10 protein-coding genes are annotated in these 13,178 nt (G+C 74.5%); 9 read left to right on the forward strand and 1 reads right to left on the reverse strand.

The features are described 5' to 3' along the window. Nucleotides 1–7 precede the first annotated feature (7 nt). From AAC944_RS23940 to AAC944_RS23975, 8 genes are all read left to right on the forward strand, one after another. Nucleotides 8–1,498: a DUF3152 domain-containing protein gene (locus tag AAC944_RS23940; RefSeq protein ID WP_368396430.1), complete on the forward strand. Its 1,491-nt coding sequence runs from the start codon at nt 8–10 to the stop codon at nt 1,496–1,498. A gap of 235 nt (nt 1,499–1,733) precedes the next feature. Then, nucleotides 1,734–3,632: a glycosyltransferase gene (locus AAC944_RS23945; protein WP_051872079.1), complete on the forward strand. Its 1,899-nt coding sequence runs from the start codon at nt 1,734–1,736 to the stop codon at nt 3,630–3,632. Continuing rightward, on the forward strand, nt 3,629–5,134 hold the full coding sequence (locus tag AAC944_RS23950; protein ID WP_063759990.1) for a hypothetical protein: 1,506 nt from the start codon (nt 3,629–3,631) through the stop codon (nt 5,132–5,134). Before AAC944_RS23945 ends, AAC944_RS23950 begins: the two co-directional genes overlap by 4 nt. Nucleotides 5,135–5,222: 88 nt before the next feature. After that, the gene (locus tag AAC944_RS23955; protein ID WP_196943155.1) at nt 5,223–5,366 is read left to right on the forward strand and encodes a hypothetical protein; all 144 of its coding nucleotides are present in this window, start codon (nt 5,223–5,225) and stop codon (nt 5,364–5,366) included. Beyond that, a complete protein-coding gene (locus tag AAC944_RS23960) occupies nt 5,363–6,343 on the forward strand; it encodes an NAD-dependent epimerase/dehydratase family protein (protein WP_030619469.1) in 981 nt (326 codons plus the stop codon). The genes AAC944_RS23955 and AAC944_RS23960 overlap by 4 nt, the downstream gene beginning before the upstream one ends. After that, nucleotides 6,331–7,149, forward strand: a complete 819-nt coding sequence (locus tag AAC944_RS23965) for a spherulation-specific family 4 protein (RefSeq protein WP_030619468.1) — start codon at nt 6,331–6,333, stop codon at nt 7,147–7,149. The genes AAC944_RS23960 and AAC944_RS23965 overlap by 13 nt, the downstream gene beginning before the upstream one ends. Before the next feature lie 63 nt (nt 7,150–7,212). Further along, a complete protein-coding gene (gene moeZ / locus AAC944_RS23970) occupies nt 7,213–8,391 on the forward strand; it encodes an adenylyltransferase/sulfurtransferase MoeZ (protein ID WP_030619462.1) in 1,179 nt (392 codons plus the stop codon). A 119-nt stretch (nt 8,392–8,510) separates the two neighbouring features. Further along, nucleotides 8,511–9,164 carry a hypothetical protein gene (locus AAC944_RS23975; protein WP_030619458.1) on the forward strand — a complete coding sequence of 218 codons (654 nt, stop codon included), beginning with the start codon at nt 8,511–8,513 and terminating at the stop codon, nt 9,162–9,164. A gap of 143 nt (nt 9,165–9,307) precedes the next feature. On the opposite strand, the gene AAC944_RS23980 is transcribed toward AAC944_RS23975, so the two are convergent. Next, nucleotides 9,308–12,148 carry a lysylphosphatidylglycerol synthase transmembrane domain-containing protein gene (locus AAC944_RS23980; RefSeq protein WP_078888774.1) on the reverse strand — a complete coding sequence of 947 codons (2,841 nt, stop codon included), beginning with the start codon at nt 12,146–12,148 and terminating at the stop codon, nt 9,308–9,310. 464 nt (nt 12,149–12,612) lie between these two features. Between AAC944_RS23980 and AAC944_RS23985 the strand changes: the two genes are divergently transcribed. After that, nucleotides 12,613–13,059, forward strand: a complete 447-nt coding sequence (locus tag AAC944_RS23985; protein ID WP_368396431.1) for an MGMT family protein — start codon at nt 12,613–12,615, stop codon at nt 13,057–13,059. Nucleotides 13,060–13,178: the final 119 nt, after the last annotated feature.

Below are 13,178 nucleotides of genomic sequence, written 5' to 3' on the forward strand. Positions count from 1 at the left end.
AGGCCGAGTGGGACGCCATAGCCGCCGGGCCCAGGACGGGACCACCGACATCACGGAGACCGACGACACCACCGGGGCGTCCGCCGCTGCCCGCCCGGCGCCATGGACGCAGGCGGGCGCCGGCGAGGCCACGTCGCCCGCCCAGGGTCCCGTTGCGGGCCCCCGGGGCGCCTCAGGGCGCGGCACGGGACGCAGGCGGCGCAGCGGCGAGGGCGGCCCCGCCGACGGCCCTTCGGTGCGGGGCGGCCACCCGGGGGAGTGGGAGACCGGTGGCGGCCCGCGCCCTCCGCAGCCCCCGCACGCACAGGGCGTTCCCCTGGTGCCGCACCAGCGCGGTACGGGCGGCGCGCGGCCCGGTGTGCTCGGTACGCCGGTCGATCCGGGCGGCCGCCGGCCGGGTCCGCGCCAGGAGTACCTGGACGCCTTCGCCGACGACGACCTCTTCGCGGCGGGTGCGCCGGGCGCCCGGCCCGCTCCGGGGGCGCCGGGCACTCCGGGTGCGCCGCGTCCCCCGAGGGGCGCGCAGCCCCCGACGGCCGGCCCGGCGGCACCGTCCTCGAACGCACCCCTAGGGCCGGCCCCCGCGTCCTCGCCCCGGGGGCCGTCCTCCCGCGGCCCCGAGGGGGACGAGGAGCTCGCCGCCTACGGAGCGGAGTCCGGGGCACAGGAAGTGCCGCCGGACGCGTCCGGTGACGCGGGCCGGCGGCGGGGTACCAAGGGGCGCACGTTCACCGGCGTGGCCGCCGCCGCGGTGATCACGGTGCTCGCGGTGGTGGTTGCGGGCCAGGTCGCCGACGCCCGCAGGAACGGCACCCAGGAGCCCCCGGTGAGCGGCGGGAAGACCACGCCCGAGGCGGACGCGGCCGTGCCCCGTGCCGGGTCCACCGCGGCGCCCGCCACGTACGCGGCCAAGATGGCCAAGGTCTACCCGCTCGCCCCCGAACTGAAGGGGCCGGGGACCTTCCGGCCGACGGGCGGCGCCGCGGCGGCACCGGGCAAGGGGCACGTCGTGCGCTACCGCGTCGACGTCGAGGACCGGCTCGGACTGGACGGCGAGCTGTTCGCCGAGGCGGTGCACAAGACGCTCAACGACGCACGCAGCTGGGCGCACGGAGGGCAGCGGACGTTCGAGCGCGTCGCCTCGGGCAAGGCGGACTTCGTGATCACCCTGGCGAGTCCGGGGACCACGGACGAGTGGTGCGCCAAGTCCGGTCTCGACACCAGTCAGGAACGGGTCTCCTGCGACTCCGCCGCGACCGAGCGCGTCATGATCAACGCGTACCGGTGGGCGCGCGGCGCCGAGACCTACGGTCCCGACAAGATGTACTCGTACCGGCAGATGCTGATCAACCACGAGGTGGGCCACCGGCTCGGCCACGACCACGAGGGCTGTCCCCGGCAGGGCGCGCTCGCCCCCGTGATGATGCAGCAGACCAAGTTCCTCACCACGGACGGCGCCACCTGCCGCCCGAACGCCTGGCCGTTCCCGACGGCGTGAGGCGCGGTACTGCGAGGCATCGCCACATGGAGCGCCGCCACGCGGATTAGCACAACCCGTACGTAGCGCACCCGAACGTCACCTTCGTCGGAAAGTTACGCCTCTTCACCCCTTTTGGTGGTGCGACGGACAACCGTCCATCGCACCACCGGTGCTTCTGCGTAGCGTCAGGGCCCGGGTGGTGGCGATTCGGCCATCGCTCGAAGGTCGCCGATCCGAGGACGGGGGTGCATTCGTGCGCATCGGTCTGATCACCGAGGGTGATGGTCTGTACGCGTCGGGTGAGACGCGCGCCTGGTGCGACCGGCTCGTGCGCGGGCTCACCGACCACGACTTCGAGGTGTACGTGCTCGGGCGCGACGCCGCTGCGGAGCCGTTCCCGGAGGAGCCGGCCGGGCGGGTCCGAGTGGTGCGCACCGCGCCGCTGCGGCGCGAGCCGGCCGACGAGCACCGGCGGTGGCCGGGCGGCTCGCGCGCCCGAGGCGGGCGGCGTGGCGCTGCGACCGCCGTCGGCCGCCGCGAACGACGCCGTTTCGCCCGGCACTTCGCCGACCTCACGGCGGCGTTCTGCGGGGCACCGGGCGAGTCGCCCGACGGCGGCGCGAGCCCGGCCGGTGAAGGGCGGAAGAGCGTGGCGGACGGCGGCGCGGGGGCGCAGGCGGACCGTTTCGCCGCCGGCCTCTACGGACTCGCCGACCTCGCCCGCGGCACCGGCAGGCTCCCCGAACTGCTTCGTTCCGAGACGGCCGTCCGCGTCCTCGAAGCGGCCTGCCGGGCCCCCGGCGCCCTGTCGGCGGCGCGCGCCGCCCAGGTGAGCGATCTGCTGGCCGTCACCGAGGCGCTCGAAGCCGCGCTGCGCCCGCTGTCGCTGGACTGGTACGGCGAAGGGCGGGGCGGCCGGTACGAGGACGGCTGCGGCGAGGGGCGGGGCGGCCGGTGCGACGCGGCGGAGGGCCTCGGCGGGGTCGACCTGTGCCATGTGACGTGTGGTGGCCCGGCAGCCCTCGCGGGACTGCTGGCCAAACGCTTCTGCGGTACTCCGCTCCTGGTCACGGAGTACGGCGTCCGGCTGCGCGAGCACTACCTCGCGCGCGCCGCAGCACCGCTCGGCGCTTCCGTGCACGCCCTGCTGGCGGCCTTCGAAGGCGCGCTGGCCACCGAGACCTACCGCAGGGCCGACCTGATCACCCCCGGCAACACCCGCATCCGCCGCTGGCAGGAGCGGTGCGGTGCCCCCCGTGACCGGCTCCGTACGGTCCACCCGGGCATGGACGCCGGCCCGTTCGCCGCCGTCCCGGACGCCGCCGCCGACGGGTCCAAGACCCTGGTGTGGGTCGGGACGGTCGAGCCCGAGAAGGACCTCATCGGGCTGCTGCACGCCTTCGCGCAGGTGCGCGCCGCCGAGCCGGACGCGTCCCTGCGCATCATCGGCTCGCCCGGAGCCGGCCCCGAGGCGGCCGCCTATCTGGCGCACTGCCGGGCGCTGGCCGCGCAGCTCTTCCCGGACGAGGCCGCCGACGCGGTCACGGTCGGCGAGAACCCCGTCTCGTTCGAGGAGATCGGCGACCCCGGGGTGCCGTGCCCGGCCGACGCCTACGAAGCGGGTGCGGTGCTGGTGCTCTCCAGTCACGTCGGGGGCTTTCCGAGGACGCTGGTGGAGGCGATGTTCTGCGGTCGCGCGACGGTGTCCACGGACGTGGGCGCGGTGTGCGAGGTCATCGGCGGGACGGGCCTGGTCGTGCCGCCGCGCAACCCCCGGGCACTGGCCGAGGCGTGCGTCGCCCTGCTGGGTGCCCCGGAGCGGCGGGCCCGGCTGGGTGCGGCGGCCCGCGCCCGTGCCCTCGAACTGTTCACCGTCGAGCAGAACATTGCGGCATTTCGTGGCATTTACCTGGAGCTGATGTCGCACATCCCGGTGCTGCACGCGGAGCGGGACACGGACGGCGCGCCGCGCCTCTTCGCGCGTACCGCCGAATCGCAGCTGCCGGGCGGCTGGTCCGCCACCCGCCCGTCGTCCGCGCCGCAGGACCGCGGCCACACCCCCAGCTGGGCCCGACCGCCCGCGGGACCGGACCTCGCCGGGCCGCGGGAGCCGGCCGGCGCGGCCCGGACGAGAGGAGGAGGCGACGCATGACCGCGTACCGGACGCGGGCCGCGCACCGGCCCGACATCCCCATGACCCCCCGGAGCCCCGGAGGCCGGGACAGCCGCTCCGCCGCGATGCTCGGCGGCGGCTCAGGTGGGGCCGCCGCACCGGGAGGCGGCGCGGCCGACGCACCACAGGGCCCGGGCGACGGGCGCACCCCTGAGGCGGCGCGGGACGCGCCCTCCGGAGAGGGCCCCGCCCGTAAGGTCCCGCCCCGGAGAGGCCCGGCCGACCCGGTACGGGAGCTGATGCACCGCCACCGTGAGCTGTGCGAACGGGCCGTGGACCCGTTGGAGATCGCGGCGGGGCTGGAGGCGCACGGCGTGACCGACCGTGAGGCCGCCCGCTTCCGGCACCGTGACGTCTTCTCGCTCGCCGAGGAGCTCTACGCCCGGGTGCCGCGCGCCGACGCCGCCGAGGCCGTCCCGCGCCCCGCGGACCCGGCACCGCTGCCCGCCGGCCGGGTCCGGGCGGCGCTGCAGATGCTGCCGGGCGTGCTCGCCGTGGCCACCGTGGTCGCCGTCGCCTCCGTCCAGGGTGCCGCGCCCGCGCCGTACGTCCGCCCGGCCCTGGCCGCCGTCGGCGCGGGGTGCGTCATTCTGGCGCTGCGGCTGTGCCTGCGGGGCGGGCCGCTGGGCGGCGGGCACCGTACCGGGCGCGTGGCCGCCCTGTGGACCTGCTGGCTCGCCGGTTACGCGCTCTTCGGCGACCGGCTGTTCGGCCTGCTGCTGTCCGGCGGCCCCGACGTGTCCGCCGACCGGCTGCAGGCCGCCCTCGGGACGCTGTTCACCGCCGCCCCGCCGGCCGCCGTCCCCCCGCCCCGCCTGCCGGGTCTGCCCGGCCTGCCGCCGGACGGTACGGCCGTCGCGGTCGCACTGTGCTGCGCGGTCGCGCCCGCCGCCTGGTGCGCACGCCGGTTCGCGGTACGCGGGCGGCGGCGGCTCGTCGCCAGCCGCGGCCTCGGGGAGTTCACGGCCGGCATGCGGCCCTTGCTGGCCGGCACGGCGCTGCTCTTCGTGGTCGCGGTCGCCGCGCTGCTGGCCCTCGCCGGACTCGTGTCCGGCACGCTCGGCGGCGGCCCCGCGCACCCGCCCCCGCTCCGCGCGCTCACCCCCCTCGCCGCGGCCCTGGCCCTTGCCGTACTGCTCTTCCTCGCCCGTCTCCTGACCGTCCACGGCTTCCCAGGGGCCGCCGGCGCCGGGCTGGCAGCGGCCGGCGCGCTGGAGGCCGTGGCGCTCGCCACGCTGCCCGCCGGGCGGCTCCCCGCGCTGGACGTGGTGGCCCGCCCCGTGGAGACGGCGGCCGGTCTGCTCGGCCCCGCCGTCGTACCGGCCGTCGCCTGCGCCGCCGCCGCGCTCGGCCTGTTCGTGTACGGACTGCGGGCCTTGACCGGCGCGTCGGCGCACTCCGCGGCGCCCGGCACCACCGCGCTCCCGTCCGGAGCCTGCACCCCGCCGCCCGGCCCGCCCACGGCGACCGCCGCCCCCTGACCCGCGCGGCCAGACGGCCACGCAGTCGTCACCCCCCAGCCCGTACTCCTTCGACCCCCTTACGACCCCCTCTGAGGAGCCCTCGCAGATGACCGTCCACCACGCCGTACGAGAACCGCTCGGACGAGAGCCGCTCGTACGGCAGCCGTTCGTACGTGAACCGGCCGTACGGGAACAGGACGCCGCCGCCCCGGCCGTTCCGGCCGCCCGAGAACTGGGGGCCGCACGATGAGGGTCCTGCTCGTCGGCGCCAACGGGTACCTGGGCCGGCACGTCGCCGACCGGCTGCTCGCCGACCCCGCCGTCCAGCTCACCGCGCTCGGCCGCGGCGATGACGCCGACGTCCGTTTCGACCTGGCCTCGGGCAGTCCCGGCGCGCTCACCCGCTTCCTGGACGCGGTGCACCCCGGCGTCGTGATCAACTGCGCCGGCGCCACCCGAGGCGGCGCCCGCGACCTGACCCGGCACAACACCGTCGCGGTCGCCACGATCTGCGAGTCGCTGCGGCGCAGCGGCTGCGGTGCCCGTCTGGTGCACCTCGGCTGCGCGTCCGAGTACGGGCCCTCGCAGCCGGGTTCGTCCACCGCCGAGGACGCGGTGCCGCGCCCCGGAGGCCCGTACGGCGTGAGCAAGCTCGCCGCGACCGAGCTGGTGCTCGGCTCCGGCCTGGACGCGGTGGTGCTGCGCATCTTCTCGCCGGTCGGGCCGGGTACGCCGGCCGGGTCGCCGCTGGGCAGGCTCGCCGAGGCGATGCGCCGCGCCATCCAGTCCGGCGAGGGTGAACTGAAGCTCGGCGGGCTCGGCGTGCAGCGGGACTTCGTCGACGTACGCGACGTGGCGCGCGCCGTGCACGCCGCCTCGCTGTCCGCCGCCCAGGGTGTGGTGAACATCGGCACGGGCAAGGCCGTACGACTGCGTGAGACCGCCGCCGTGCTCGCCAGGGTCGCCGGGTTCGGCGGCGCGCTGCACGAGCTGGACACGCCGCCCGGTTACGGCCCGGGGGGCCACGCACCGGGCCGGGTCGCGATCCCCGGCCAGGGCGGTGACCATCCCGGTGGCGGGCTGCCCGCCTACCCGTACCCGGACGGCTGCGGCAGCTGGCAGCAGGCCGACGTCCGGACCGCCCGCGACCGGCTCGGCTGGCGTCCGCGCATCGGACTGGAGGAGTCGCTCGCGGACATCTGGATGGAGGCCGCATGTCGCATCTGACCGCGCCGACCCCGAGCCTGGAGGCGGCGCTCGGCGCCGGCCCGCTCGGGGTCGGGGTGCCCGGTTACGCGCATCCGCTGCTCGCCCCGGCCGAGTGGGGCGAGCTGCACCGGCTGGCCCAGGAAGGCCCGCGCCCGTACGGCGGCGGGCCGCTGCACTGGGCGGTGCTGAACGTCGCCGACGGGCCCGGCTCCCGGCCCGATCCGCACTGTCTGGCCGCTGCCGCCCGGCTGCGGGAGGCAGCCGCCGGTCAGCGCCGGTACACCGGGGAGCGGCCGCCCGGCCCCCGGCTGCTCGGCCATCTGGACACGGCGTACGGCTCCCGGAGCTTCGGCGAGCTGGTGTCCGAGGCACACCGGTACCTCGACTGGTACGAGGTGGACGGCTTCCTTCTGGACCGCTGTCCCACAGAGCGGACACACCTCGCCGAGACCCGCCGCGTCGCCACTACGCTGCGGGCCCTGACGGACGGCGCGTACCTCGTCCTCCGGCACGGCGAGCACCCGTGTGCCGGGTACGCGGAGAGCGCCGACCAGCTGATCACCTTCGCCGGTCCGTGGACGGATTACCGCTGGTCACAGGTGGCGGAATGGACCGCGGACCATCCGCCGGAGCGGTTCTGCCACCTGGTGCACGGCGTGCCGCGCACGCACCTGGAGGAGGCGCTGCGCATCGCCCGGTGGCAGGGCGCGGGCACCGTCTTCTTCACCGACCGCCGGGACACCGGCACCGGGGACGCCTGGCAGACGCTGCCCGGTTACTGGGACGAATTCGTCTCGCGCATCGGACCTGGTGTCTCGGAATGAAGAAGGGCGTGGCAGTGTTACCAGCAGAGCAACTGTCATGAATTACCGACCAACGGAGTCCCCGTGTCGCTGCCACCCCTGGTAGAGCCCGCTTCGGAGCTCACCGTCGATGAGGTCCGCAGGTACTCCCGCCACCTGATCATCCCCGACGTCGGGATGGACGGGCAGAAGCGGCTGAAGAACGCCAAGGTGCTGTGTGTCGGCGCCGGCGGCCTGGGCTCGCCCGCGCTGATGTACCTGGCCGCGGCGGGCGTGGGCACGCTCGGCATCGTGGAGTTCGACGAGGTCGACGAGTCGAACCTGCAGCGTCAGATCATCCACAGCCAGGCGGACATCGGCCGCTCCAAGGCGGAGTCCGCGAAGGACACCGTCCTCGGCATCAACCCGTACACCACGGTCAACCTGCACAAAGAGCGACTGGACTCCTCCAACGTCATGGAGCTCTTCGCGCAGTACGACCTGATCGTCGACGGTACGGACAACTTCGCCACCCGTTACCTGGTCAACGACGCCTGCGTGCTGCTGAACAAGCCGTACGTCTGGGGTTCGATCTACCGCTTCGACGGCCAGGCGTCGGTGTTCTGGTCCGAGCACGGCCCCTGCTACCGCTGCCTGTACCCGGAGCCCCCGCCGCCCGGGATGGTGCCCTCCTGCGCCGAGGGCGGCGTCCTCGGTGTGCTGTGCGCCTCGATCGGCTCCATCCAGGTCAACGAGGCCATCAAGCTGCTCGCCGGCATCGGCGACCCGCTGGTCGGCCGCCTGATGATCTACGACGCGCTGGAGATGACGTACCGCCAGGTCAAGGTCCGCAAGGACCCGAACTGCGCGGTCTGCGGTCCCAACGCCACCGTCACCGAGCTCATCGACTACGAGGCCTTCTGCGGCGTCGTGTCGGACGAGGCCCAGGAGGCGGCGCTCGGCTCGACGATCACTCCGAAGCAGCTCAAGGAGATGATCGACGGCGACGAGAAGATCGAGATCATCGACGTCCGCGAGCCGAACGAGTACGAGATCGTCTCGATCCCCGGCGCCAAGCTGATCCCGAAGAACGAGTTCCTGATGGGCAACGCCCTCCAGGACCTGCCGCAGGACAAGAAGATCGTCCTGCACTGCAAGACGGGCGTCCGCTCCGCCGAGGTCCTCGCGGTCCTGAAGTCCGCGGGCTTCTCGGACGCGGTGCACGTCGGCGGCGGCGTCATCGGCTGGGTCAACCAGATCGAGCCGGAGAAGCCGGTCTACTGACCGGTCGCGCCTTCGGAGCACTGGAGAGATCCCGTCCGCGATGCGGGCGGGATCTCTCATATTCCGGACGCGCCGTAAATCGGTTACACCGCGGGAAGGCGCCGCCGTACCGTGGCCGTATGACCTTCTTTCCGCCGCCCCGGCCGAGGGACGAGGAACCCGGCGATGAGCCGGCATTCGCACGGGTGCCCTGGGAGGGTGCACCCGAGGACGTCATCGGCGGCATCGTGCCCCTGGAGCGCGTGCTGTCCCGCAACGACCATCTCGTGATCGCCGCGACCCAGGCCGTCGCCTACGCGGACGGCGTGGAGATCCGGCTGCGGCTGCGCGCCCGCCGCCGCCCCGGCATGAGCCGCGAGGAGTGGGCGCTGGTCTCCCGCGGCATGTGGGGATTCGACGACGACCCGTGGCAGGTGGCGCAGGCGGAGGCGGCGGCCGCGGAGGGCCGGCATCCGGACGGGTTGCTGCGCTTCGGGGTGCGGTTCGCGGACGGCAGCGTGGTCACCACCGTCGACGAGCGTGACGACGAGGACGAGTGGCCCGGGGAGCGCCCGGAACGGCCGGTGCTCGCGCTGAACGAGGAGGGCGGCGGCGGCTCCGGCGAGAACGTCGACACCGAGTACGCGCTCTGGCTCTGGCCGCTGCCCCCGCCGCAGCTCTTCGAGCTCGCGGTGGAGTGGCCGCTGCTGGGCGTGGAGCTCAGCTTCACACCGCTGGACGGCGCGGAGATCGCGGCGGCCGCGGCCCGGGCCCGGCCCTTCTGGGACGACTGACCGGCCCTACGAGGCACGCGGCGCGCGGCGTACGGAGCGGCATGGCGCGCGGCGTACGGAGCGGTACGAAGCGCGGCGTACGGAGGGGCGCGACGCGCGGTGTACGGAGGGGCGCGGCCCGCGCCTCCTCCGTACGCCGCGCGTCACAGCGCTCCCTTGCGCGTCAGGAACGTGAACGACAGCCAGCCCGGCAGCACCGGCAGCCAGAACGTCATCAGCCGGAAGAGCAGCACCGCCGACAGGGCCGTGTCACTGCCCAGCCCGGCCGCGGTGAGCAGACCGGTCAGGGCCAGCTCGACGGCGCCGACGCCGCCCGGTGTGGGCGCCGCGGAGCCGAGTGCGTTCCCCGCGAGGAAGACGACCGCGATGCTCGCGTAGGAGATCTGGTCGCCGCCCCCGAAGGCGCGGATCGAGGCGTCGAGGCACATCACGTTCGCCGCCGTCAGCAGCAGCATTCCGCCGATGCCGGCGACCAGCTTCTTCGGCCGCTGCAGCACGTCGAGCATGCGCGGCACCACGCCGGCGAAGAGCGACCGGACCCGGGTGACCACGAACTTGCGCAGCGCCGGGATCGCCGTGACCACCAGGGCCAGCACGGCCGCCGTGAGCAGGCCCGCGATGACCGTACGGGAGGGCGAGAGCGAGGGCGTGCGTTCGGTACCGGTCAGATAGCCGAAGGTCAGCAGCAGCAGGATGTGGCTGCCGAGGCCGAACAGCTGGGACGCGCCCACGCTCGCCACCGCGAGACCCGGCCGGATGCCGGCCCGCTGGAGGAAGCGCGCGTTGAGCGCCACGCCGCCGACCGCGGCCGGCGCGACCAGCTTCACGAAGTTGCCCGCGACTTGCGCGATCACCGTCCGTACGAACGAGACCTTCTCGGGCACGAAGCCCAGCAGGCTGAGCGCCGCCGCGATGTAGGTCAGCGCCGAGAAGAACAGCGCGGCCGCCACCCAGCCCCAGTTCGCCTCGCCGATCACCTGGTCGAACTTGACGTGGGTGAGCTGCGAGAGCAGGAAGTACGCGGCGAAGGCGCCCGCGATCCAGCTGACCAGCGTGCGCGGGCTGATCCGCTCCAACTTGGCCGGTTCCACCGGTGCGGTCGGCCGGATCAGCAGCACCTGGCGGCGGATCTGGGAGAGCAGGTCCTCCTCGCGAGCCTCCTCCATCGCCTCGTCCAGCGCCCGCTTCTCGGCGTTCTTCTCGGCGCGCAGCGTCTTGCGGTCGGTACGGCCCTCCGCCGCCTTGGCGGCCTTGGCCGCCTGTGAGGCCGCCAGCACCGCCTCACGCTCCCGCTTGGCCCGTTCCCTGGCCAGGTGGCGCAGCGTGGCCCTGGTCGTCCGGCTGAGGGCGATCGGCTGCAGCAGCGGCAGGCTGTCCGCCACCGCGTCCGGGCCGAGCACCTCCACCGCCGCCTGCACGCTGCGCTCGGCGCCGACCCGCAGGCCCAGCGTGGTCAGCAGCTGCGCGACGTCCATCCGCAGCACCACGTCACCGGCGGCGATCTCACCGCCGCGCAGGTCGGTGAGGACGACCGTGCCGGAACGATCCACCAGGAGCGCGTCACCGACCAGCCGCCGGTGTGCGATGCGCCGCGACTGCAGTGCGGCGACCTGCTGCCAGGCGTTGTCCATCAGCTCGTCGGTGATCTCGTCGTCCGCGAGCGCGTCCAGGGTGCGGCCCCCGACGTGCTCGTACACGAGCATCACGGCGTCCGGGCCCAGCTCGGAGGTGGCGATCAGCTTGGGCGCGTTCGCCCCGGCCGCGATCGCCGCGTACGCCAGCAGCGCCTCCTGCTCCAGCGCCTGGCGCAGCGACTGCAGGCTGCGGCGCTGGTTGATGCCGCGCAACGAGAGTCTGCGCCACACGCGGTAGAAGAAGCCCTGCGCCTGCTGCTCACGGTCCACGACGGTGACGTCGATGGGCGGGCCGTCCTCCAGCGTGACGATGTACCGGCGGCCGCGGTCGGAGTGCTCCGGGTACGCGGTGTCCTCCGCGCGCAGCGCACTGACCGGCCGGAAGCCGACCCGGCGCAGGCCGGCGAGGAGGTTCTGGCCGGTGGGCCGCACGTTCGGGGAGCCGACCGCGTACAGCGTGCCGAAAGCGACGGTGTACCCGATCAGCACGGTGACGACGATGGCGAACGGCGTGGTGTACCGGCCGACGAGCACCGCGAAGGCGTCGAGCAGCAGCACGCACCACATGGCCACGCGCCAGCGCGGCCTCCGGGACATGCCGACGGCCGTCATGTAGGCGATGACCGGTGCGAGATAGCTGTGCACGGGTGCGGTGATCGCACCGTTGGCCAGCGGCTGGGTGAGCGCGTCCCGGATGGACTCGGGCGCGGCCTCGGCCACCCAGAGGTCCGTCGCGAGCGACACCCCGTGGGCCAGAACGGCGGCGAGCACGCCGTCCGCGATCCGCAGACCGTCCCGTTTGATCAGCCGCTCGATCGCGAATGCCACCGGAACGATCAGCACCGCGATGCTCGCGGTCAGTCCGGCGAAGGTGATCAGCAGCTGCGGCGCCTGCCCGGCGCCCTTGCCGATGTCGTTCTCCAGGCCCTGCGTGGTGCCGTGCGCGAACGTCGCCAGCCCCAGGACCAGCGCGATCCCGACGATGCCGAGCAGGAAGCGCAGCAGGTCGAAGGGGCGGTGCACGCGCGCGGGCAGCAGGGGCTCGTCGCCCGAGACGTGGTCGACGTGGAACTCGCTGCCGACGCCCTCGTCGCCGACCCGCTCGCCCCTGGCGAGGCGGTCGTCCCCCTCGAGGCGGTCGGTCCGCTCTGCATGGAGGTCCTGCTCTGTACGGAGGTCCCGCTCTGTACGGAGGTCCTGCGCGCTACCGGGTCTGTCGGCGTCCTGTCCGCCCGCGTCGTCGCGCGACGTACCCGGCGGCGGACGTTCGTCCTTCGGAGTGCGGCCGGCGGCTGCGCCCGCCCCTCCGGGCACGTCGGCCCGTCCGGCCTGCTCGGTCTTACTCGCCATGTCGGTGGTGGAAGCCCTTCCCCGTTGTAGCGGCTGTCCCGGTGTCTTCTCCGGCTGGTCCGGCTGCTCCGGCTTCCTCGTGCTCGTTCCGTCGGTCCCGCTGTCGGCACCGGTCCCGGTACCGCGGTCGCTGTCGTCATCGGTGGCGGCGTCGGCCTCGGCCTCCGCCCCGGTGGACCGGTGATCGGCGGTGCTGCCGCCGGACCCGGCCAGCACCTCAGGAGCGCCCGCCTCCCCTGGAGGCGCCGCGCCCTGATGCTGCTCAGCCGTCTCTTCTTGATCTCGTATCACCAGTCACCGCCCGGAAGATGGTGGCACGGCCCCGGTGCGGAGGGGGGCATCAGGGTGCATTTCGGGGGAGCGGGAAGCGCAGCGTACGCCGGGTCGGCCGGCTGTGCACGCGCTGTCACCGCCGTGGCGGGGAACGGCGGGCGTTGTCGGTGGCGTGCGGCAGGATGGGCCGAATGAGTGGGACCGGAAAGAGCGGGAGTGACGCCCCCGGCGGCGAGCTGCCGGAGTACGCGGACCGCGTGCTCGACGTGGCCGAGCGGATTCCGCCGGGCCGGGTGATGACCTACGGGGACGTCGCCGAGTACCTCGACGAGGGAGGGCCGCGGCAGGTGGGACGCGTGATGGCGCTGTACGGCGGCACCGTACCGTGGTGGCGCGTGGTCCGCGCCGACGGCGTCCTGCTGCCGGGCAGCGAGCGGCGCGCGCTCCAGCACTACCGCACCGAGGGCACCCCGCTGCGCGAGCCGAAGCGCACGGCCGGCTCCCGCGAGGAGCGCGGGATACCGCGGCTGGACATGGCGAGGGCGCGGTGGGACGGCAGCGAGCCGGGCCCCGGCGGTGGCGAGCGGGGGCCGAGCGGCCTGCCGGGCGAGGGCGGTGCCCCCGGCCGGGACGGCTGAGCGCGGGGCCTTCCGGGCCGCGTACGGGGCGTACGCGGCCGTCGGGTTCCGCTGCCCGGTCACGGGACGCGCTGCGGCTCGTGCGCCACCTGGCGTAGCGTCGGGCGCAGCCACCACGA

The organism is Streptomyces sclerotialus (assembly GCF_040907265.1).
Lineage (GTDB): Bacteria > Actinomycetota > Actinomycetes > Streptomycetales > Streptomycetaceae > Streptomyces > Streptomyces sclerotialus.